Genomic DNA, 20,830 nt, shown 5'->3' on the forward strand with positions numbered 1-20,830 from the left:
CGTTATTTCAGCAAGCGCACGCGGCAGGCTTTGCCTTTAATCTTACCGTTTTGCAGCTGCTTCCACGCCTGGCGCGCCACGCTCTGCCGTACTGCGACATAGACATGCGCGGGATGGACGGTGATCTTGCCGATATCGGCCCCCTCCAGCCCCATCTCCCCGGTTAACGCACCCAGCACATCGCCCGGACGCATTTTGGCTTTCTTACCGCCGTCAATGCAGAGCGTGGTCATCTCTGACGCCAGCGGCGCGATGGCGACATTGGCTGGCGCAGTCAGCCAGTTCAGCTTCAGGTGCAGCATTTCAGAGAGAATATTTGCCCGCTGCGCCTCTTCCGGTGCGCAGAGGCTGATTGCCAGCCCCTGATTCCCGGCGCGCGCGGTGCGCCCGATACGGTGAACGTGCACTTCCGGATCCCATGCCAGCTCGTAGTTCACAACCAGCTCAAGGGATTTGATATCCAGACCGCGCGCGGCGACATCAGTCGCCACCAGCACGCGGGCGCTGCCGTTAGCAAAACGCACCAGCGTCTGGTCGCGGTCGCGCTGCTCCAGATCCCCATGCAGCGCCAGCGCCTCCTGACCTGCGGCATTCAGAGCATCGCACACTTCCTGGCAATCTTTTTTGGTATTGCAGAAGACCACGCAGGAGGCCGGGCGGTGAACGCTCAGCAGTTTTTGCAACAGCGCGATTTTGCCGTGACGGGAGACTTCAAAAAATTGCTGCTCGATAGCCGGCAGATCGTCGACGGTATCGATCTCAACCGTTTCCGGGTTGCGCTGTACACGCCCGCTGATTGCCGCGATAGCTTCCGGCCAGGTGGCGGAAAAGAGTAAGGTCTGGCGCTGCGCCGGGGCGAAGCGAATAACCTCGTCAATGGCGTCGCTAAAGCCCATATCGAGCATGCGATCGGCTTCATCCATCACCAGCGTTTGCAGGTTCTCCAGCGAGACCGTGCTTTTTTGCAGATGGTCCAGCAGGCGGCCCGGCGTGGCGACAATGATATGCGGCGCATGCTGCAAGGAATCGCGCTGCGCGCCAAACGGCTGACCGCCGCAAAGCGTCAAAATTTTGGTGTTCGGCATTGAGCGCGCCAGACGGCGCAGTTCGCTGGCTACCTGATCCGCCAGCTCGCGCGTCGGGCATAAAATCAGCGACTGGGTCTGAAAACGGCTGCTGTCAATGTGCTGCAATACGCCAAGACCAAATGCCGCTGTTTTACCGCTGCCGGTTTTTGCCTGCACGCGGACATCTTTTCCGGCCAGAATCAGGGGGAGTGCAGCAGCCTGCACGGGCGTCATGGTGAGGTAGCCCAGTTCGTTAAGATTGTCGATCTGGGCGGCGGGCAGCATGTTCAGTGTTGAAAAAGCGGTCAAAATAAAGTCTCGCGATAAAAGGCTTCGGTTCAGCAGGCGCGTATCCTCTCAGATCTGCCCCCTTAACGCGACATTTTAATCGGCTCTTCATCCGGCGGCGGATCCGGCAACGGCTGCGGTTTGGGGATCGGGTCGGGAATAGGCACCGGGTCGTTCGGCACGGGATCGGGCGGCAGTGAATAGAGGGCGTTGCGTAACGTCAGAGTAGCCATGGTGATCTCCACTTCAGCATTGTCGTTACTTTAAAGGTAGAAGCTCATGGCGCAGAGGCAAAAAAAAAGCCGACTGATTAAGTCGGCATCGTACGAATCAATTGTGCTATGCAGTAATTCAAAAAAAGGAAGTAAGACAATATGGAGCGCAACGCCCATCGCTTGACGTTGCATTCACCTGCGACGTGAATATTGCCCTGAATAGCGGCGGCGTTTATTGACCTCGCTCAACTTAAGTGGCGTTTTAATGTTCAATTAATGTTAAAAAGGTTAAATTTTACAGCCATTTACTGCGATGCAGCCACCAGGTCACACCACCGATCAGTAGCGCTAAGGCGGCGCAGAAGATGGCAAAACCTAAGTGCCAGCCGCCGCCAGGAATGCCGCCGAGGTTGACGCCAAACAGCCCGGTTAAAAAGGTGCTGGGAAGAAAAACCATCGCCATCAGCGACATGGTGTAGGAGCGTCGCGCCAGCGACTCCTGCATTACCTGGGTGATCTCGTCGGTCATCACGGCGGTACGCGCAATGCAGGCATCAATCTCATCCAGCCCGCGCCCGAGGCGATCGGCGATATCCTGCATGCGGCGGCGCTGATCGTCACTCATCCACGGCAAACGTTCGCTGGCCAGCCGCGCAAAGACATCGCGCTGCGGTGCCATATAGCGACGCATCACAATCAGCTGCTTGCGCAGCAGCGCCAGAATGCCGCGCGGCGGAACCTGCTGATCGAGCAGGTCATCCTCGAGATCGATAATCCGGTCATGGAGTGATTCAATAAACTCGCTGGCGTGATCGGTGAGCGAATCGCAGACATCCACCAGCCAGCCGCCGCAGTCCGTTGGCCCGCTGCCCTCTTCCAGCTCGCTGACTACATCATCCAGTGCCAGCACTTTTCGTTGGCGCGTCGAGACAATCATCCGCTCGTCCATATAAACGCGCACGGCGACCAGTTGATCGGGACGTTCATCGGTGCTGCCATTAATGCAGCGCAGCGTGATCAGCGTCCCTTCGCCCATGCGGCTCACTCTGGGGCGCAAACTTTCTCCCGCCAGTGCGTTACGCACGCTGTTCGGTAACACGGGCGTCGTTTCAAGCCACTGCGCGCTCTCCTGGTTGGTGTAATTCAGGTGCACCCAGCAGGGTGTCTGGGCGGTGATCTCATCATCTGCTGCCAGCGATTTGACGCCGCCTTTGCCGTCAAGCTGCCACGCGTAAACCGCGTCCGGCACCTGCAGGTCCGCTCCTTTAATAGCTTCCACTGCGCCTCCACATTCAGTCTTAGTTGATGACAGTCTAGCCATGCGCCAACGTTAAGCAATCATGGCGCTGAATTTGCTAACAAATTACGGTGAATTGCCATAAAAAAAGCCCGCAGTGCGGGCTTTTTTTCCACGAAGAGGCTATCAAAACGAGTGCCAGTAGTTCTCCTGGCCGCCGCCGACCGCTGCCGTAAGCGACACCTGCCGTTTTTCAGGTTGCGCAGCGCGTTGACGCGCAGGCGCGGGTTTATCATCAGCCAGGCTGAATTTACTGGTGCGTTGCTGTAACTCTTCAACGCGATGTTTCAGCAAATCCGACGAGCCGGCCAGTTCATCGACCACCGACACGTTGCTTTGGGTAACCTGCTCCAGCTCCGCCAGCGCAAGGGTGATTTGCGCAATGCCCTTCTCCTGTTGCAGCGTGGAGACAGCGATCTCATCCATCAGCTTACTGACAATGCTGGCGCCAGAGACAATCTCCTGCATGTTCTGCCCGGCTTCGTTCACCACCGTCGCGCCCTGAGTGACGTTATCGGTTGTGACCGCGATCAGCGATTTAATGTTTTTCGCCGCCTCGGCGCTGCGGTGCGCAAGGCTGCGCACTTCACCCGCTACCACCGAGAAACCTTTGCCGTGATCGCCGGCGCGCGCCGCTTCCACCGCGGCATTAAGCGCCAGAATATTGGTCTGGAAAGCGATGCCATCAATAATGGAGATAATTTCGCGCATCTGCTCCGCGCAATCGGTAATGGATTGCATATTCTTCGCCACCTGCCCCATCAACTGCCCACCGCGTTCAGCGCAGGAAGAAGCATCATTAGCGCGGGTGCTGGCAAGCCGCGTGTTATCGGCATTGTTTTTGGTGCTGGAGGCCATCTCCTCCATGCTGGAAGCGGTCTGCACCAGGGCTGCGGATTGCTCTTCCGTTTTCACCGACAGATCGGCACTGCGGGAAGCGAGCTGAGCGGAAAGCCCAAGCGCATTATCGGAAGAGAGGCGGATCTCTTTGACCAGCACGGCAATACTTGCAGATAAACTATTGATACCGGGGATTAACCGGCCGGCACAGTTATTACCAAATTCAGGAATAACAATCGACAGATTACCTGCTGTCACCGCTTCAATACTTCTCTTCACCGTATTAATTGGTGTCACCAGATACTGCGTTAAATATACCCATATTAACGCCAGCGAAATAACGGATACGCTACTTACCGCAGCAATTAATGGGATATTTTTCGAGAGCACGATCACTATCGCATCAACGATAACAAAAGAGACCAGAAGGTAAAAAAATATAAAGGTACGAACACTGAGATTTCTTAACATAATGAGACTCGCCAGAACACCGGAGAACGGTAGCCTCGTTATAACACTCGCAATCCGCTTTGACACGGCTAATTTAGCGCAATGCGAGGTTTGCCTTAAAGCGCCTTAGATTTTACTTAAGTGATAGTAAGTAACCTTACAGCAGCCAAGCAAGCAGCACAAAACACCATAAACCGCGCAAAAACAGATATCGGGCATAACAATATATCATATAAAAATAGTTTAATTAGCGAGATAATTTTGACGCGCTACATATTTAATTTAGCCAAAATAAAGATTATTTAAATAATTAAAGATTTGGTTATTAATGCCGATAATAATATGTTAAATCCAGCCGTTTATTTTTTTAATAGCGAAATCAAACAGGCGCTGCTGCTTGTTTACAAGCAAGCATAACGCCTCTTTCGTTTTTAACGTGGTGCGACGATCAGTGAATGCCAAGCCGCCAGGCAAAGTCGATCTCCTCTTTCAGTTCGCTATGGGAGAGCGTAAGCAGATCTTCAAACTCAAGTTTCAGCAGATTCAGTCTTTTCAGGTATTCAGCCGGGGTGAGCGCGCTTTTGTCGCGACGCAGGTATTCGATGGCCAGTTCGGTAGGGTTGAGTGGGTTCGACATAACATCCTCTTGGTTGGTTAAAACATCAGCACTATAGCACAAATGGCTGCCTGTTTTTTGACCAAAGTCGGAAAGATCTGCCGGAAACGCCCGCTATACGCGGCCTGCGGGAAAAATGTAAAAAGGAGTTGCATGTTCAAATGATAAAGATTATCTTTCTCATTACTGAATAGTTGAGTAACCCACTCAACTATTCAGTACGACATTGCTCACATTGCTTCCAGTATTTTTTGCCCGCTCTCTGTAGCGGGCTTTTTTTTACCCTTTGCTCATCTGCGGCTGCGTCTCCTTTTTTCCTCCATTGTGCCTCCACAATGCCTAACTAAAATTTTCGGTATACCTGCCCAGACAGGAAACTTTCAGCAATCAACGACTTTCCCCCTTACTTCCCGTGATGTAAGGGGGATTTTTTTATCAGTGCTTGATGATGTAAAGCGTACGGCTGTAGGCCACATCTTCCGGGTTAGTGATCGGGTAGCCCTTCAGCCACGGCTTGATCAACCGCGCGTTGGTGTACTGGTAAATCGGCGCAATCGGCGCTTTGCTGGCGATAATCTGCTCCGCTTCGTTGTAATCCGCATTGCGCGCTTCCGGCGTATTTTCCTGTGTCGCCTGATTGAACGCTTTGTCATAGGCCGCATCGCTAAAACGCGGGATGTTGCTGCTGCTGTTGGAGGTCAACACCGAGAGAAAGGTCGATGGCTCGTTGTAATCCCCCACCCACGAGGCGCGAATGACATCGAAATTGCCGCTGTTACGGCTATCGATATAGGTTTTCCACTCCTGATTTTGCAGCTTCACCTCCGCGCCGAGATTTTTCTTCCACATCGACGCCACCGCAATGGCAATCTTTTGATGGTTCTCAGAGGAGTTATAAAGCAGCGTCAGCTTCAACGGGCGCTGCGGGCCGTATCCTGCCGCCTGCAACAGAGTTTTCGCCTGTGCGTTGAGCTCGGGTTGGCTCATCTGTTCAAACGGCGACGGCTTCGGCGTAAACCCGGCGGTGACATCCGGGGTAAAACGCCACGCTGGTTTCTCGCCGCTGCCCAACACTTTCTCTGCAATCACCCGGCGATCGATGGTTAAGCTCAACGCCAGGCGCACGCGCGCATCTGCCGTCGGCCCCTTCTGAGTATTGAACGCGTAGTAATAGGTGCCCAGCTGCGGCGGCGTATAGACCTGGCCCGGGATCTCTTTTTGCAGCTTCTGGTAGAGGTTTTTCGGGAAAGATTCGGTGATATCAACGCCATTCGCCAGATAGCGTTTGGTTGCGGCGGACTCCTGATTGATCGGCACAAAGGTCACCTTATTGATCACCGTTTTGCCATCGTCCCAGTACTGTTTATTGCGCGCCAGCTCCAGCTTTTCATTCACCACACGGTTAGTCAGCACAAATGCGCCGTTACCGACCAGATTGCCGGGACGCGTCCAATCCGCGCCGCTCTCGACGTTTTTATTCTGCACCGGATAGAGCGCAAAACTGGCCGCCAGGTTCGGGAACCACGGCAGGGGTTTATCAAGCTGCACGCGCAGCGTTTTTGCATCCACCGCGCTGACGCCCAGTTTATCGACTGCCATTTTGCCATCGGTGATCGCTTTCGCATTGCTAATGCCCGCTAAGGCTGCGAACCCGGCAAAAGGCGATGTGGTTTGCGGGTTAACCAGCCGCTGCCAGCTGTAGACAAAATCCTGCGCCGTGACCGGCGTGCCATCGGACCAGCGGGCATCATCACGCAGGGTAAAGGTCCAGATGCGGTTATCGCTGCTCTGCCAGCTTTTCGCCACGCCGGGAATGACTTCACCCTTCTCATTCTGATTGACCAGGCCTTCAAACAGATCGCGGATCACCTGAATTTCCGGCAGGCCAACGGCTTTTGCCGGATCGAGGGTTGCCGGCTCATCTTTGAGGTGGCGCACCACCTCCTGTTTTTCCGCAAGCGGGGTTCCCGGCGGCACATCCGCTGCAAACACGCTGACAGATAAGCCGCACAGCGCCAGCGCGCAGCAAAGTTTTGAAAATCGGTATGTCATGAAAGCCCCTTGTGATGTGCCACATCCCGCAAAAAAGATGCGGTAATTATTTGTTTTAGCTCTAAGGAATGCAAACTCATACATCAGGAAAATGATTTGCGTCGCACCGCTTTATATCCAACACTTGGTTTATTCAACGCAGAAACAGGTAAACCTATGCCAGCGACACGTCCGCGCTCTTTACGGGGAAACTTTGCCGACAGCCGTCAGCAGTATGGCGAGTCCCTGCTCGGTGCCCCGCTTTTCTGGTTTCCGGCACCGCTGGCAACAGCGAAAAGCGGGCTAATTATTGCCGGTACGCACGGGGATGAGAATGCCGCGATGGTCGCCCTCTCCTGCGCCATGCGTTCGCTCAAGAGCGATCTGCGCCATCATCACGTGGTGCTGGCGGTGAACCCGGATGGTTGTCAGCTCGGTTTGCGCGCCAATGCCAACGGCGTCGATCTCAACCGTAACTTTCCGGCGGCAAACTGGAAGGCGGGCGAGACTGTTTATCGCTGGAACAGCGCGGCGCCCGAGCGGGATGTGGTGTTGCATACGGGGGCGGCTCCGGGTTCCGAGCCGGAAACCCGTGCGCTCTGTCAGTTAATTCATCGCCTGCATCCGGCGTGGGTGGTCAGCTTTCACGATCCGCTGGCCTGCGTGGAAGATCCGCGCGAAAGCCCGCTCGGCGAGTGGCTGGCGCAGGCTTTTTCGCTGCCGTTAGTCAAAAGCGTCGGGTATGAAACGCCCGGCTCCTTCGGCAGCTGGTGTGCGGAGATCAACCTGCCCTGCATTACCATGGAACTGCCGCCCATCTCAGCCGATGCCGCCAGCGAAAACTATCTCGCGGCAATGACCTCGCTGCTTTGCTGGGATGCCGAAAGGTGAAGCTCACCGGTGGAGAAACGCAGCGACGGCTCGACATCCACCGCCAACCAGGTGGGGCCATCAAGATCGGCGAAGCGCACGCCATTGACCAGCGGCAGCGCAGCCGAAATGGCGCGTGACGTGCAGATCATGCAACCGAGCATCAATCCGAAGCCGCGCTCGGCGGCTTCGTGCGCCAGTGCCAGCGCTTCGGTCAGGCCGCCGGTTTTATCCAGCTTGATGTTGACCATCTCATAGCGCCCCTGCAGCGCATCGAGGCTTGCGCACGTGTGGCAGCTCTCATCTGCGCAGATCGGTAACGGGTGGATAAAGTTGATCAGTGCCGCATCTTCGCTGGCGGGCAGCGGCTGTTCTAACATCGCCACACCTAAATCGGCCAGCAGCTGGCAGCGCGCGGCGAGTCCTTCGCTGTGCCAGGACTCGTTAGCATCGACAATCAGCGTTGCCTCTGGCGCTGCGGCGCGGATCGCCACCAGCCGCTCGCTGATAAGATGATCATCCAGTTTAATCTTCAGCACCCTGGCGCCGGTTTCACTCAGCGCCGCCGCACTGGCGGCCATCTGTTCTGGTGTGCCGATCACCACCGTTTGCGCGGTGATGACGGTTTCCGGCAGGGTTACGCCGGTATAGTGCGCCAGCGAACGCCCCGCTTTGCGCGCCGCCAGGTCCCACAGGGCGCAATCGACCGCATTGCGCGCCGCACCGGGCGGCAACAGGGTTTGCAACGCTTCGCGGCTAAGGCGGTTTTGCAGCTGCGGCACAATGGTCATGATTTGCGCCATCACCGAGGCCTCGCTCTCGCCGTAGCGCGCGTAAGGGGTACATTCGCCAACCGCTTTGATCCCGTCCTCTTCCAGTTCGACCACGACGACTTTCGCTTCACTGCGCGCGCCGCGCGAAATCACAAACGGCGAATGCAACGGCCAGGTTTCCTCATAAACGTTCACATTTCTCATACATGCTCCTTTGACGGAATGTAAACCAGTATAGATACGAAAATTGGTTTGCCGTGGTCTCGGACGATGGCATAAACTAGCGCCGACGTTAACTATATGTAAACAGGAAGCTATTATGTCGCAACTCGTTCATTTTCAGGGCAACCCGGTTCCCGTTGCTGGCGCTATTCCGCAGGTTGGCGCAAAAGCGCAGCCGTTCACGCTTGTCGCTAAAGATCTCTCCGATGTTGCGCTGAGCCAGTTCGCCGGTAAGCGCAAAGTGCTGAACATTTTCCCGAGCATCGATACCGGTGTTTGCGCCGCTTCCGTGCGCAAATTCAATCAGCTGGCGACAGAGGTGAACAACACCGTTGTACTGTGCATCTCTGCCGACCTGCCGTTTGCCCAGTCCCGCTTCTGCGGTGCGGAAGGCCTGAGCAACGTTATCACCCTCTCCACCCTGCGCGGTGCAGATTTCCTCGACAACTATGGCGTCGGTATCGCCGACGGTGCGCTGAAAGGCCTGGCTGCACGTGCGGTCGTGGTGCTTGATGAGAACGATACGGTCATCTTCAGCGAGCTGGTGAATGAGATCACCAACGAGCCGGATTACACCGCTGCACTGGACGTGCTGAAAGGCTAATTGCGTCTGGAATGAAACAGGCCGGATAAGCGCTTACCGCTATCCGGCCTTTTTTTATCGCTACAACGTTACTCGTCGCTCTTCTTCTGGCTTAAGCCATACTCCCGCAGCTTGTTAGCAATCGCCGTATGCGAAACGCCGAGGCGCTTCGCCAGCTTGCGCGTGCTGGGGTAGTTTCGATAGAGCTGGGTTAACACCGAGCGCTCGAAGCGGCTGGTGATATCATCCAGCGATCCCTCCATCGCATCATCCCCGACCGGCAAGGTGGCCGCATCATAATCCGGCAGCTGAATATCCTGCGCGCGCAGTTCATACCCCTCCAACTGGGTTAAGGCGCGATAGATGGCGTTTTTCAACTGGCGCACGTTGCCCGGCCAGTTATAGCGGCTAAGCAGCTGCGTCAAATCGTGGGCGAGTTTCGGCCGCGGCAGACCCTGTTCATCAGCAAAGCGCGCAACAAACAGTTCGGTCAGCGGCACGATATCCTGTGGGCGGTCGCGCAGCGGCGGCAGATTGAGGGTCAGCACGTTCAGGCGGTAGTAGAGATCTTCGCGGAACAGCCCTTTCTGCACCAGCTCCACAAGGTTACGCTGCGTCGCGCAGATCACCCGCACATCAACGTGCACTTCGTGATCTTCGCCAACGCGGCGGAAAGTACCGTCATTGAGGAAACGGAGCAGTTTCACCTGCATACGCGGCGACATCTCGCCAATCTCATCCAGCAGTACCGAACCGCCGTTTGCCTGCTCGAAAAAGCCCTTTTTTCCTTCCGGCGCATGGCCAAACAGCTCGCTTTCGACGGACTCTTCAGGAATCGAGGCGCAGTTCAGCGCCAGATAGGGTTTTGCCGCGCGCGGGCTGGAAAGGTGGCAGGCGTGCGCCAGCAGATCCTTCCCGGTACCGGTATCGCCGGTAATCAGCAGCGGCGCGGTGAGCGTCGCCAGCTTGCGCGCCTGCTCAATAACGTGGCGCATTTTCGGGCTGACGGCGACAATCTGGCTGAACGCGCTGACATCCTGCTGGCTGATATTTTGCAGTTGGCGGCCCATCCGCGCCGTCGAGCGCAGCATCACTACCGCGCCGGTCAGCACCGCTTCGCCGGTTTCCCCTTCCAGGTGCACTGGCGTGATCTCCATCAGGAAGTTCTGCCCGCCGATCACCACATGTTCGTTATGCGAATGCTGCGGATTGCCCTCCAGCCAGCGCTGGAAGTTGAAGCCGGTGATTAATTGAGCCGCATTATGGTTGAGCAGCTTATCCGGCTGTTGACCAAAGAGCTGCGCGCTGGCGGCATTTGCCAGTTCGATTTTGCACTTCATATCGAGCGACAGCACCGGTTCTGGCAGCGCTTCAAGCAGTGCGCTCATCGCGCGGTGTTCGCGCTCGGAGGGCATCCACAGCACGGTGCGGACGTCGGTGACGCCCTGAATACGGCGGATCTCCGCCATCAGGCTGCTGAAGCTGTTAAAGTCGAGCGCGGCGAAATTGAGGTAGATACGCCCGATGGGATCGATCTCAATGCCGCGCAGATCGATGCCGCGCAGCACCAGCAGATCAAGTAATTCGCGTGTCAGACCAAGCCGGTCCTCACAAAAAACTTCAAGACGCATGGGAACCTTCACCCTTATTCATTCACGTAATGAAAGGATGATATGCCACTTAACGGTCGGCAGGAAGATGTCTGTCAACAAATATTGACAGCCTGCGGAAAAAAGCGGCGCGACGGCGTAAAGATAAGCGCGCAGCGCCTGCTTTCTAACCGGCTGTGCCGGAGGATTTGCCTTTCTGTAGCGTCTCTTTGACCTGCGTGATTAACTGACGGCGGAAATCGCCGAGCCGCGGTTTATCACCATCGATCCACGGCAGCGGGCGGCAAAGCTCCATCGCTTTAATACCGAGGCGTGCGGTAAGCAGCCCGGCACCGATCCCCTGAGCTGCGCGCGCTGAGAGACGCGCGGCAAGATCCTGCGACATCCAGTCCATCCCCACTTCGCGCACCAGTTCGCTGGCCCCGGCAAAAGCCATGTTCAGCAGCACCAGGCGAAAAAGACGCAGGCGGCTGTAATAACCCAGCTCAATACCATTGAGCGCGGCGATGCGGTTAATTAAGCGCAGATTGCGCCAGGCGATAAACGCCATATCGACCATCGCCAGCGGGCTGACGGCAATCATCAGCGTCGATTCCGCCGCCGAGCGGCTGATTTCACGCCGCGCCTGCGCATCCAGCACCGGCTGCACCAGATGGGCGTAGAGCGTAACGATTTCGCGGTCGCTCTGGGTTTCATGGATCGCGGCGTACCAGCGCTGCAAGGCGGGATGCGATTTATCAAGCCCCGCCTGCTGCGCCAGTTTTTCGCAAAAAGCGCGCCCTTTACCGGTGCCGTGGCTCTGCAACAGTTCACGCGCTTCATCGCGCTCGTGCGCCCGCTGACGTAAACGCCACAGCCGCCGCCACTCGCTGGCAATCGATCCGACGCCTGCGCAGACGATCAACGTACCCGCTGCGCAGCCGCCGAGCGCCACCCAGTCCTGGGTCTGCCAGGCATTCATCGCCCACTGCACGCCCTGACCAATAACGGTAATACCGGCCAGCGCCAGCCCGGCGGTGACCATTTTGCGCCATAACGTGCGCTTCGGGCGCAGCGCGGCCTCAACCACCGCTTCCGCCTGGCCCTCTTCGGGCAGCTCCTCAACGGCGACCGGGGCAAATTTCTCGGCGGCGAGAGCGTCAAAGCGCTGCGCCTGTTTAAACTGCTCCTGCGCTGGCGTATCAAGCGCCCCGGTGAAATCGATACGCGGTTTTAGCGGCTCGTTCATCGCAATTTATCTCCCAGTAAAAATTCCAGCGCGGCATCCAGCCGGATGTGCGGCAACGGCGAATCGACATCCATCACCTGCGGGCGAAACGCCTCGAAATTGAAGCCCTGCTTCTCCCAGAATGCCTGCCCCGGCAAGCGCGCCGGCACTTCGCCAGGGTAGAAGGTGAGCGGCGAACCGTCGCTTAATCGGTGACCGCGTAACGCCGGAATCGTCTCGCCGTTAACCTCGATCAAGCCACTCTGCGTCGCCTGAATGGAAGCCAGCCCCATACAATCCATGCTGATGCCTTCAAAGGCGGCGTTTTGCCACGCGTCCTGAATCAGCTGTTGCAGGAGCGACACCATATTGGCGTGCTGATCGACGGTGATGTGGTCCGCCTTGGTGGCGGCAAAGAGCAGCTTATCGATCACCGGCGAAAAGAGACGGCGAAACAGCGTGCGCTGGCCGTAGTGGAAACTCTGCATCAGCTGAGTAAGCGCAAGGCGCATATCGTTAAAGGCCTGCGGGCCATTGTTGAGCGGTTGCAGGCAGTCAACCAGCACGATCTGGCGGTCAAATTTCAGGAAGTGGTTTTTATAAAAGCCTTTTACTACGTGGTCGCAATAGTACTGGTAGCGTTCGCGCAGCATCCCGGCGTTGGTGTGCCTGTCGGCCTGCGCCAGCTTCGCCTCGCCGGTGCCGTCGACATCCGGCCACGGGAAGAACTGTAATGCCGGTGCGCCTGCCATATCGCCCGGCAGCACAAATCGCCCCGGCTGAATAAAGTGCAGCCCTTCGCGCTTGCACTGATGAAGATACTCAGTCCACGCAGCGGCAATCTCTGCCAGCCGGTTCTCATCGGCGGGCGCAAGCGGATCGAGCCCGGCGCAGAGCGCGCGCCACTTCTCAGACCACGCCTGGCGCTGCCCGGTAAGCAGACCGGTCATCTGCCGCGACCAGCTCAGGTAATCCTGCGCCAGCATCGGCAGATCGAGCAGCCATTCGCCGGGGTAGTCGACAATTTCCAGATAGAGAGTGGAGGTCTCTTTAAAGTGACGTAACAGCGAGTCGCGGGAGCGAAAGCGCAGCGCAAGGCGGATTTCACTCACGCCGCGCGTCGGGGTTGGCCACACCGGCGGCGAGCCGTAAAGCTGGGCCAGCCCTTCATCATAGGTAAAACGGGGAATGCCGAAATCACGCTGGGGAACGCGTTTAACACCGAGTAAGCGCTCTTCGCGCACCGCGCTGAACAGCGGCAGGCGCGCGCCGGTGTGAATTGAGAGAAGTTGGTTAACCAGTGCGGTGATAAATGCGGTTTTACCGCTGCGGCTAAGGCCGGTCACCGCGAGACGGAGATGCTTGTCCATGCCGCGGTTGACCAGCGAGTTGATTTCGTTTCGTAATCGTTCCATCGCCATGCGTATGCGCCCTTAAATCCGGAAGAGTCCTGCTCACTATGAGATATGGACGGCGACGCAGTTGTCAACGCTTGCGCGTAACAGGCTTGTTATCAAAGCGGCGGGAGAGCTTATTCGCCGCGCGCTTGAGAAGCGGCTCCAGTGCGAATGCCAGCACCATTTTCAATGGTCGACGGGCAACGGATTTTACCGCCCAGCCCGCCACGCCCGCAGGTCCAACGCGCAGTGCGGTCAGCAACATCAGTTTGCCGACCAGCTTCAGGCCGGGTTTGACATTGCGGTTTACCTGTTGCCAGTGTCGATTCATATTCACCTCTTAAAGCTGACGAAAACGGCTACGCAGCGAGAACGTATCGGATGTGACATAACGCTCCATCTGGCGCAAACGGCTCTCGCCGGCAGCCAACTGGGCATCTACTGCATCCAGCAACTCGCTGTTGCTGGCGGGCACCTCACCTTCAGTGTAGTTATCCGGCAGCGGATCAAGCGCAAAATAGAGCGCGATATAGGCGACGACGACAAAGAAAAAGAGGCCAAACAGCATCGCCAGCACGGTGATGATACGCACCAGTCTGACCTGGATATCGAGATATTCCGCGATACCGGCGCAGACGCCGCCGAGCTTACCGCGCTGCGGAATACGCCATAATTTTTTATTCAGATTGAGGGTAGCCATCAGCGATCTCTCCAGTTTGGATGTTCTGCATCCAGAATATCTTCCAGCGCCTGAATGCGTTCGCGCATCCGCGTTGCTTCATCCGTCAGTTGCAGCAAACGCTGCTGTTCGTTCTGGTTAAGCGCGCCGCGCGAAGCGCGGTTGTTATAGTGCAGCCATAACCAGACCGGTAAAACAAACAGAATGAATAACGTCAGGGGTATAGCCAGAAAAAGCGTGCTCATGTGTACTCCTTACAGGGATGCCAGCGGCATCTTCTGATGCCGCCGCTCGTTATTATTGGTTGTCCTGTTTCATTCTGGCTTTCAGTTGCGCCAGTTGCTCGCTGATTTCATCATCTGCCTGCAGATCGGCAAACTGCTGATCCAGCGATTTTTGCTTACCAAAACCGTGGCTCTCCGCTTCGGCTTCCATCTGGTCGATACGACGCTCGAAGGACTCAAAGCGCGCCATTGCTTCATCCATTTTGCCGCTGTCGAGCTGACGGCGCACATCGCGCGAGGAGCTGGCAGCCTGGTGACGCAGCGTCAGCGCCTGCTGGCGGGCACGGGTTTCGCTCAGTTTATTCTCCAGCTCGCCAATCTCTTTCTTCATGCGCGCCAGGCTTTCGTCAACCAGCGTCACTTCCTGCTCCAGCGTTTCGATAAGCGTGGTGACTTTCTGTTTTTCGATCAGCGCCGCACGCGCCAGATCCTCTTTCTCTTTACGCAGCGCCAGTTCGGCTTTTTCCTGCCATTCAGCCTGCTGTGCACTCGCCTGCTCAATACGGCGGGTTAACTGTTTCTTTTCAGCCAGTGCACGTGCAGAAGTGGAGCGCACTTCAACCAGCGTATCTTCCATCTCCTGGATCATCAGGCGGACCAGTTTTTGCGGATCTTCCGCTTTCTCCAGCAGCGAGTTGATGTTGGCGTTCACGATGTCGGCAAAACGAGAAAAAATACCCATAATCTAATCCTCTTGATTTCTGTTATCGGGCTGAGCCCTGCTGCCTGATTAATACAATCTCCGTGCCAACTTTTCATCTGATTGATTATAAAGGGAATGAATGATTTTACCTTAACCATAACTTAGACTAGAGTGGTTAATCACACCAACTTGTGGCGAATTTCATCATGGCAGAGCAGAAAGATAACCTTCTTGGCGAAGCTAACAGCTTTATTGAGGTGCTGGAGCAGGTTTCCCGCCTTGCGCCGATCGATAAACCAGTGCTGATTATCGGTGAGCGCGGCACCGGTAAAGAGCTGATTGCCAACCGCCTGCACTACCTCTCCTCGCGCTGGCAGGGGCCGTTTATCTCTCTAAACTGCGCGGCGCTGAATGAAAACCTGCTCGACAGCGAGCTGTTTGGTCATGAAGCGGGCGCGTTTACCGGCGCGCAGAAGCGCCATCCCGGCCGCTTTGAACGCGCCGACGGCGGCACGCTGTTTCTGGATGAGCTGGCAACCGCGCCAATGCTGGTGCAGGAGAAGTTGCTGCGGGTGATTGAGTATGGCGAGCTGGAGCGCGTTGGCGGCAGCCAGCCGTTACAGGTTAATGTGCGGCTGGTGTGTGCCACCAACGCCGATCTGCCGCAGATGGTGCAGGAAGGAACCTTTCGCGCCGACCTGCTCGACCGGCTGGCATTTGATGTGGTGCTGTTACCACCGCTGCGCCAGCGCCAGAGCGACATCATGCTGATGGCTGACCATTTCGCCATCCAGATGTGCCGTGAGTTGCATATGCCGCTTTTTCCGGGTTTTACCGAGCATGCCCGCGAAGTTCTGATGAATTATGGCTGGCCGGGAAACATCCGCGAGCTGAAAAACGTGGTGGAGCGATCCGTCTACCGTCACGGCAGTAGCGACACGCCGCTGGACACCATTATCCTCGACCCTTTCCGCCGCGACACACTTGAGAAAGCGCCCGCGGTAGAGCGCGAAAACCATGCTCATGCACTGCCGGAATTGCCGCTGGATCTGCGCCAGTTCCAGCTCGACCAGGAGAAAAACCTGCTGGAGCAGAGCCTGCAACAGGCCGAATTTAATCAGAAACGGGCGGCAGAGCGGCTGGGTTTAACCTATAACCAGCTGCGCGCCCTGCTGAAAAAGCATCAAATTCGCTGAAATCGTCGACAATAACAGCAGTTGTCCGCAGACATTTGTACGTAGCCCAGGTAAGTGCGATACACTTTGCCCATTACTTTAAAACCGTTGAAAAAATCATGCGTCTGGTTTTCTCTTCCCTGCTTTTCACCGCACTGCTGGCGACCGGTACGGCTCAGGCTGCGCCTGCGGCCACGTCAGATATCCGCGACAGCGGCTTTGTCTATTGCGTGAATGGCCAGGTTAATACCTTTAACCCGCAAAAAGCGAGCAGCGGGCTGATTGTCGACACCCTCGCCGCGCAGCTCTATAGCCGCCTGCTGGATGTTGATCCTTATACTTATCGTCTGGTGCCGGAGCTGGCAGAGAGCTGGGAGGTACTGGATAACGGCGCAACCTACCGTTTTCGCCTGCGCAGCGGCGTCAATTTCCAGCATACCGCGTGGTTTACCCCCACCCGCACGCTGAATGCTGACGATGTGGTGTTTACCTTCCAGCGCATTTTCGATCGCCACCATCCGTGGCATAACGTCAATGGCGACAGCTTCCCCTATTTCGACAGCCTGCAATTTGCCGACTCGGTGGAGAGCGTGCGCAAGCTGGATAACCGCACCGTCGAGTTTCGCCTGAAAAAGCCGGATGCCTCCTTCTTATGGCATCTCGCCACGCACTACGCCTCGGTGATGTCGGCAGAGTATGCCGCGCAACTGCAAAAAGCCGACCATCAGGAGCTGATTGACCGTCAGCCGGTCGGCACCGGGCCGTTCCAGCTGGATGAGTATCGCGCCGGGCAGTATGTTCGGTTACAACGTCACGAAAAGTTCTGGCTCGGCAAACCGTTGATGCAGCAAGTGGTTGTCGATCTCGGCTCTGGCGGCACCGGTCGTTTATCGAAACTGCTCACCGGCGAGTGCGATGTGCTGGCGTGGCCTGCTGCCAGCCAGCTAACCATTTTGCGTGACGACCCGCGGCTGCGTTTAACCCTGCGTCCGGGGATGAACATCGCTTATCTGGCGTTCAATACCAACAAACCGCCGCTCAACAATCCGGCAGTGCGTCACGCGCTGGCGCTGTCGATCAATAACCAGCGCCTGATGCAGTCGATCTATTACGGCACGGCGGAAACTGCAGCGTCGATCCTGCCCCGCGCTTCGTGGGCATACGATAATGACGCGAAAATTACCGAATACGATCCAAAACAGGCGCGCGAGCGCCTGAAAGCGCTGGGGCTGGAGAACCTCACCCTGCAACTGTGGGTGCCAACCAGTTCGCAACCCTGGAACCCCAGCCCGCTGAAAACCGCCGAGCTGATTCAGGCAGATATGGCGCAGGTGGGGGTGAAAGTGGTGATTGTGCCGGTTGAGGGGCGCTTCCAGGAGGCGCGCCTGATGGACATGAATCACGATTTGACGCTCACCGGCTGGGCAACGGACAGTAACGATCCGGATAGCTTCTTCCGCCCGCTGTTGAGCTGTGCGGCGATTGATTCGCAAACCAACTTTGCCCACTGGTGCCAGCGCGAGTTTGATGAGGTGCTGCAAAAAGCGCTCGCCTCGCAGCAGCTGGCGTCGCGCATCGACGAGTATGATGAGGCCCAGCAGATCCTCGCCCGCGAACTGCCGGTGCTGCCGCTCGCCTCCTCCCTGCGCTTGCAGGCGTACCGGTACGATATTAAAGGCCTGGTGCTGAGCCCGTTCGGCAGCGCCTCTTTCGCTGGCGTGTCGCGGGATAAAAAAGAGGTGTCGCCGTGATTATTTTTACTTTGCGTCGTTTGCTGCTGCTGCTGGTCACCCTCTTTTTACTGACCTTTGTCGGCTTCAGCCTGAGCTACTTTACCCCCCATGCGCCCTTGCAGGGCGCGACGCTGTGGAATGCGTGGATCTTCTGGTTTAACGGCCTGCTGCACTGGGATTTTGGTGTCTCGAGCATTAACGGACAGCTGATTTCCGAGCAGTTGCAGGAAGTTTTCCCGGCGACGATGGAGCTCTGTATCCTGGCCTTTGGCTCGGCGTTACTGGTCGGTATTCCGGTGGGGATGCTGGCGGGCGTGATGCGCGGCCGCTGGCAGGATAAAGCCATCAGCGCCGTCGCGCTGCTCGGCTTCTCCATTCCGGTTTTCTGGCTGGCGCTGCTGCTTACCCTCTTCTTCTCTCTCAATCTCGGCTGGTTGCCGGTCTCCGGACGTTTTGATCTGCTGTATGAAGTGAAAACTGTTACCGGTTTTTCACTGATTGACGCCTGGATTTCGGACTCGCCGTGGCGCGATGAGATGCTGATGAGCGCCCTGCGCCATGTCATCCTGCCGGTGGTGACGCTGGCGGTGGCGCCGACCACCGAAGTGATTCGCCTGATGCGTATCAGCACCATTGACGTGTTTGAGAAAAACTACATTAAAGCGGCGGCGACGCGCGGTTTGTCGCGCTTTACTATTCTGCGCCGCCATGTGCTGCACAACGCCCTGCCGCCAGTGATCCCGCGCCTCGGGCTGCAATTCTCCACCATGCTGACGCTGGCGATGATCACCGAAGTGGTCTTTAGCTGGCCGGGGCTGGGCCGCTGGCTGATCAACGCTATCCGCCAGCAGGATTATGCCGCGATCTCCGCTGGCGTGATGGTTATCGGTTCATTAGTGATTATCGTCAACGTGCTCTCCGATATTCTCGGCGCGCTGGCGAACCCGTTAAAACATAAGGAATGGTATGCCTTACGATAGCGTCTACAGCGAAAAACGTGCGCCCGGCGCGCTGCGTACCGCGTGGCGCCACTTTTATGGCGATCCCACCGCGATGATCGGCCTCTATGGCTGCGGCGCGCTGGCGCTGCTCTGCCTGTTCGGTCACTGGTTCGCCCCTTACGGCATCGACCAGCAGTTTCTTGGCTACCAGCTTCTGCCGCCATCGTGGTCGCGCTATGGCGATGTGTCGTTTTTCCTCGGCACCGACGATCTCGGCCGCGATGTGTTAAGCCGCCTGCTGAGCGGCGCGGCGCCTACCGTTGGCGGCGCGTTTCTGGTTACGCTCGCCGCTACGGTGTGCGGGCTGCTGCTCGGCGTTTTCGCCGGGGCGACGCACGGCCTGCGCTCGGCGGTGCTGAACCATATTCTCGATACCCTGCTTTCGCTGCCAACCCTGCTGCTGGCGATTATTGTCGTCGCCTTTGTCGGCCCGCATCTCTCCCATGCGATGTTTGCCGTCTGGCTGGCGCTGCTGCCGCGCATGGTGCGCTCGGTCTACAGCCTGGTGCATGACGAACTGGAAAAAGAGTATGTTGTTGCCGCCCGTCTTGATGGCGCGTCGACGATGAATATTTTGTGGTACGCCATTCTGCCGAATATCACTGCGGGTATGGTGACGGAGATTACCCGCGCGCTGTCGATGGCAATCCTTGATATTGCCGCGCTCGGCTTTCTCGATCTCGGCGCGCAGCTTCCCTCCCCGGAGTGGGGCGCGATGCTGGGCGATGCGCTGGAGCTGATTTATGTTGCGCCGTGGACGGTGATGCTGCCGGGCGCGGCGATTATGGTGAGCGTGCTGCTGGTTAACGTGCTGGGCGATGGCATCCGTCGCGCCATCACTGCGGGGGTGGAGTAATGCCGCTTCTTGATATCCGAAACCTGACCATTGAAGTCAAAACCGGCTCTGAATGGGTGAAAGCGGTAGACCGCGTCAGCCTGACCCTCGCCGAGGGCGAGATTCGCGGGCTGGTGGGTGAATCCGGCTCCGGTAAAAGCCTGATTGCGAAAGCGATTTGTGGCGTCACCAAGGATAACTGGCGCGTCACGGCGGACCGGATGCGCTTTGATGATATCGACCTGATGCGTCTCTCGGCGCGCGAGCGGCGCAAGCTGCTGGGCCACAACGTGTCGATGATTTTCCAGGAGCCGCAATCCTGTCTCGATCCCTCCGAGCGTGTCGGCAAGCAGCTGATGCAAAACATCCCGCGCTGGACCTTTAAAGGCAAATGGTGGCAGCGCATGGGCTGGCGCAAACGCCGGGCGATTGAGCTGCTGCACCGCGTCGGCATTAAAGATCATAAAGATGCGATGCGCAGTTTCCCTTACGAGCTGACGGAAGGCGAATGTCAGAAAGTGATGATCGCCATTGCGCTGGCCAACCAGCCGCGTCTGCTGATTGCCGATGAGCCAACCAACGCAATGGAGCCGACCACCCAGGCACAGATTTTCCGTCTGCTTGACCGGCTCAATCAGAACAACAATACGACCATCATTTTGATCAGCCACGATTTGCAGATGCTTAGCAAGTGGGCCGACCGTATCAATGTGATGTACTGCGGGCAGACGGTTGAGACCGCGCCGAGCGAAGATCTGATCGCCACGCCGCATCACCCCTATACCCAGGCACTGATCCGCGCTATCCCCGATTTTGGCAGCGCGATGCCGCATAAAAGCCGCCTGAATACGCTGCCAGGCGCGATCCCGCTGCTTGAGCATCTGCCGATTGGCTGCCGTCTGGGGCCACGCTGCCCCTATGCCCAGCGCAAATGTATTGAAACGCCGCGGCTTGCAGGACCGCGTAATCACCTGTTTGCCTGCCATTTCCCGCTGAATATGGAGAGTGAGTGAG

At 57.1% G+C, this 20,830-nt stretch carries 21 protein-coding genes; 7 read left to right on the forward strand and 14 right to left on the reverse strand.

The genetic code is table 11. From position 1 onward, the window contains the following. Nucleotides 1–2: 2 nt before the first annotated feature. From dbpA to ACWPW2_RS10040, 6 genes are all read right to left on the reverse strand, one after another. Nucleotides 3–1,376 carry an ATP-dependent RNA helicase DbpA gene (gene dbpA, locus ACWPW2_RS10015; protein ID WP_454122781.1) on the reverse strand — a complete coding sequence of 458 codons (1,374 nt, stop codon included), beginning with the start codon at nucleotides 1,374–1,376 and terminating at the stop codon, nucleotides 3–5. Nucleotides 1,377–1,438: 62 nt separating this feature from the next. Next, a complete protein-coding gene (gene ynaL / locus ACWPW2_RS10020) occupies nucleotides 1,439–1,588 on the reverse strand; it encodes a proline-rich small protein YnaL (protein ID WP_023478653.1) in 150 nt (49 codons plus the stop codon). A 277-nt stretch (nucleotides 1,589–1,865) separates the two neighbouring features. Continuing rightward, the gene (gene zntB / locus ACWPW2_RS10025; protein WP_023478760.1) at nucleotides 1,866–2,849 is read right to left on the reverse strand and encodes a zinc transporter ZntB; all 984 of its coding nucleotides are present in this window, start codon (nucleotides 2,847–2,849) and stop codon (nucleotides 1,866–1,868) included. Nucleotides 2,850–2,993: 144 nt separating this feature from the next. Beyond that, nucleotides 2,994–4,178: a methyl-accepting chemotaxis protein gene (locus tag ACWPW2_RS10030; RefSeq protein ID WP_454122784.1), complete on the reverse strand. Its 1,185-nt coding sequence runs from the start codon at nucleotides 4,176–4,178 to the stop codon at nucleotides 2,994–2,996. A gap of 427 nt (nucleotides 4,179–4,605) precedes the next feature. Continuing rightward, a complete protein-coding gene (locus ACWPW2_RS10035) occupies nucleotides 4,606–4,794 on the reverse strand; it encodes a YdiH family protein (protein WP_023478583.1) in 189 nt (62 codons plus the stop codon). Nucleotides 4,795–5,208: 414 nt separating this feature from the next. Then, complete coding sequence (locus ACWPW2_RS10040) at nucleotides 5,209–6,825, reverse strand: peptide ABC transporter substrate-binding protein (RefSeq protein ID WP_454122786.1); 1,617 nt, start codon at nucleotides 6,823–6,825, stop codon at nucleotides 5,209–5,211. A 156-nt stretch (nucleotides 6,826–6,981) separates the two neighbouring features. On the opposite strand from ACWPW2_RS10040, the gene mpaA reads away from it, so the two are divergent. Next, complete coding sequence (gene mpaA, locus ACWPW2_RS10045; RefSeq protein WP_454122788.1) at nucleotides 6,982–7,695, forward strand: murein tripeptide amidase MpaA; 714 nt, start codon at nucleotides 6,982–6,984, stop codon at nucleotides 7,693–7,695. Here the strand turns inward: mpaA and ycjG are convergent. After that, nucleotides 7,647–8,651, reverse strand: a complete 1,005-nt coding sequence (gene ycjG / locus ACWPW2_RS10050; protein WP_454122790.1) for an L-Ala-D/L-Glu epimerase — start codon at nucleotides 8,649–8,651, stop codon at nucleotides 7,647–7,649. The two genes, mpaA and ycjG, sit on opposite strands and share 49 nt — an antisense overlap. Before the next feature lie 115 nt (nucleotides 8,652–8,766). On the opposite strand from ycjG, the gene tpx reads away from it, so the two are divergent. Continuing rightward, complete coding sequence (gene tpx / locus ACWPW2_RS10055; RefSeq protein ID WP_023478815.1) at nucleotides 8,767–9,273, forward strand: thiol peroxidase; 507 nt, start codon at nucleotides 8,767–8,769, stop codon at nucleotides 9,271–9,273. Nucleotides 9,274–9,341: 68 nt separating this feature from the next. Here tpx and tyrR read toward each other — a convergent pair whose 3' ends face one another. The 7 genes from tyrR to pspA form a co-directional block, all read right to left on the reverse strand. Beyond that, nucleotides 9,342–10,883 carry a transcriptional regulator TyrR gene (tyrR, locus tag ACWPW2_RS10060; protein WP_454122793.1) on the reverse strand — a complete coding sequence of 514 codons (1,542 nt, stop codon included), beginning with the start codon at nucleotides 10,881–10,883 and terminating at the stop codon, nucleotides 9,342–9,344. A 145-nt stretch (nucleotides 10,884–11,028) separates the two neighbouring features. After that, on the reverse strand, nucleotides 11,029–12,090 hold the full coding sequence (locus tag ACWPW2_RS10065) for a TIGR01620 family protein (protein WP_454122795.1): 1,062 nt from the start codon (nucleotides 12,088–12,090) through the stop codon (nucleotides 11,029–11,031). Next, nucleotides 12,087–13,484, reverse strand: a complete 1,398-nt coding sequence (locus tag ACWPW2_RS10070; protein ID WP_454123628.1) for a YcjX family protein — start codon at nucleotides 13,482–13,484, stop codon at nucleotides 12,087–12,089. Before ACWPW2_RS10070 ends, ACWPW2_RS10065 begins: the two co-directional genes overlap by 4 nt. A gap of 70 nt (nucleotides 13,485–13,554) precedes the next feature. Beyond that, on the reverse strand, nucleotides 13,555–13,797 hold the full coding sequence (pspD, locus tag ACWPW2_RS10075) for a phage shock protein PspD (protein ID WP_023478580.1): 243 nt from the start codon (nucleotides 13,795–13,797) through the stop codon (nucleotides 13,555–13,557). 9 nt (nucleotides 13,798–13,806) lie between these two features. Further along, nucleotides 13,807–14,166, reverse strand: coding sequence for an envelope stress response membrane protein PspC (pspC, locus tag ACWPW2_RS10080; protein ID WP_023478705.1), 360 nt, complete (start codon nucleotides 14,164–14,166; stop codon nucleotides 13,807–13,809). Next, nucleotides 14,166–14,390 (reverse strand): envelope stress response membrane protein PspB, encoded by a 225-nt coding sequence (gene pspB / locus ACWPW2_RS10085; protein WP_023478697.1) that lies wholly within the window; start codon nucleotides 14,388–14,390, stop codon nucleotides 14,166–14,168. The genes pspC and pspB overlap by 1 nt, the downstream gene beginning before the upstream one ends. A 52-nt stretch (nucleotides 14,391–14,442) precedes the next feature. After that, nucleotides 14,443–15,111, reverse strand: a complete 669-nt coding sequence (gene pspA, locus ACWPW2_RS10090) for a phage shock protein PspA (RefSeq protein WP_124968220.1) — start codon at nucleotides 15,109–15,111, stop codon at nucleotides 14,443–14,445. 167 nt (nucleotides 15,112–15,278) lie between these two features. Between pspA and pspF the strand changes: the two genes are divergently transcribed. The 5 genes from pspF to sapD all read left to right on the forward strand — a co-directional run bounded on the left by pspF (nucleotide 15,279) and on the right by sapD (nucleotide 20,829). After that, nucleotides 15,279–16,268: a phage shock protein operon transcriptional activator gene (gene pspF, locus ACWPW2_RS10095; RefSeq protein ID WP_454122798.1), complete on the forward strand. Its 990-nt coding sequence runs from the start codon at nucleotides 15,279–15,281 to the stop codon at nucleotides 16,266–16,268. Nucleotides 16,269–16,366: 98 nt separating this feature from the next. Further along, complete coding sequence (gene sapA / locus ACWPW2_RS10100) at nucleotides 16,367–17,998, forward strand: ABC transporter substrate-binding protein SapA (RefSeq protein WP_454122800.1); 1,632 nt, start codon at nucleotides 16,367–16,369, stop codon at nucleotides 17,996–17,998. Then, nucleotides 17,995–18,960, forward strand: coding sequence for a putrescine export ABC transporter permease SapB (gene sapB, locus ACWPW2_RS10105; RefSeq protein ID WP_124968217.1), 966 nt, complete (start codon nucleotides 17,995–17,997; stop codon nucleotides 18,958–18,960). The genes sapA and sapB overlap by 4 nt, the downstream gene beginning before the upstream one ends. After that, nucleotides 18,947–19,837, forward strand: coding sequence for a putrescine export ABC transporter permease SapC (sapC, locus tag ACWPW2_RS10110; protein ID WP_023478710.1), 891 nt, complete (start codon nucleotides 18,947–18,949; stop codon nucleotides 19,835–19,837). Before sapB ends, sapC begins: the two co-directional genes overlap by 14 nt. After that, on the forward strand, nucleotides 19,837–20,829 hold the full coding sequence (sapD, locus tag ACWPW2_RS10115) for a putrescine export ABC transporter ATP-binding protein SapD (protein WP_023478893.1): 993 nt from the start codon (nucleotides 19,837–19,839) through the stop codon (nucleotides 20,827–20,829). The genes sapC and sapD overlap by 1 nt, the downstream gene beginning before the upstream one ends. Nucleotide 20,830: the final 1 nt, after the last annotated feature.

The organism is Kosakonia sp. Marseille-Q7440, assembly GCF_965119485.1.

Excerpts from the sequence above, each read along its gene's own strand:
- ynaL (WP_023478653.1), bottom strand. The coding sequence starts at position 1,588 with ATGGCTACTCTGACGTTACGCAACGCCCTCTATTCACTGCCGCCCGAT.
- ACWPW2_RS10030 (WP_454122784.1), bottom strand. The coding sequence starts at position 4,178 with ATGTTAAGAAATCTCAGTGTTCGTACCTTTATATTTTTTTACCTTCTG.
- ACWPW2_RS10035 (WP_023478583.1), bottom strand. The coding sequence starts at position 4,794 with ATGTCGAACCCACTCAACCCTACCGAACTGGCCATCGAATACCTGCGT.
- ACWPW2_RS10040 (WP_454122786.1), bottom strand. The coding sequence starts at position 6,825 with ATGACATACCGATTTTCAAAACTTTGCTGCGCGCTGGCGCTGTGCGGC.
- mpaA (WP_454122788.1), top strand. The coding sequence starts at position 6,982 with ATGCCAGCGACACGTCCGCGCTCTTTACGGGGAAACTTTGCCGACAGC.
- ycjG (WP_454122790.1), bottom strand. The coding sequence starts at position 8,651 with ATGAGAAATGTGAACGTTTATGAGGAAACCTGGCCGTTGCATTCGCCG.
- tpx (WP_023478815.1), top strand. The coding sequence starts at position 8,767 with ATGTCGCAACTCGTTCATTTTCAGGGCAACCCGGTTCCCGTTGCTGGC.
- tyrR (WP_454122793.1), bottom strand. The coding sequence starts at position 10,883 with ATGCGTCTTGAAGTTTTTTGTGAGGACCGGCTTGGTCTGACACGCGAA.
- ACWPW2_RS10065 (WP_454122795.1), bottom strand. The coding sequence starts at position 12,090 with ATGAACGAGCCGCTAAAACCGCGTATCGATTTCACCGGGGCGCTTGAT.
- ACWPW2_RS10070 (WP_454123628.1), bottom strand. The coding sequence starts at position 13,484 with ATGGAACGATTACGAAACGAAATCAACTCGCTGGTCAACCGCGGCATG.
- pspD (WP_023478580.1), bottom strand. The coding sequence starts at position 13,797 with ATGAATCGACACTGGCAACAGGTAAACCGCAATGTCAAACCCGGCCTG.
- pspC (WP_023478705.1), bottom strand. The coding sequence starts at position 14,166 with ATGGCTACCCTCAATCTGAATAAAAAATTATGGCGTATTCCGCAGCGC.
- pspB (WP_023478697.1), bottom strand. The coding sequence starts at position 14,390 with ATGAGCACGCTTTTTCTGGCTATACCCCTGACGTTATTCATTCTGTTT.
- pspA (WP_124968220.1), bottom strand. The coding sequence starts at position 15,111 with ATGGGTATTTTTTCTCGTTTTGCCGACATCGTGAACGCCAACATCAAC.
- pspF (WP_454122798.1), top strand. The coding sequence starts at position 15,279 with ATGGCAGAGCAGAAAGATAACCTTCTTGGCGAAGCTAACAGCTTTATT.
- sapA (WP_454122800.1), top strand. The coding sequence starts at position 16,367 with ATGCGTCTGGTTTTCTCTTCCCTGCTTTTCACCGCACTGCTGGCGACC.
- sapC (WP_023478710.1), top strand. The coding sequence starts at position 18,947 with ATGCCTTACGATAGCGTCTACAGCGAAAAACGTGCGCCCGGCGCGCTG.
- sapD (WP_023478893.1), top strand. The coding sequence starts at position 19,837 with ATGCCGCTTCTTGATATCCGAAACCTGACCATTGAAGTCAAAACCGGC.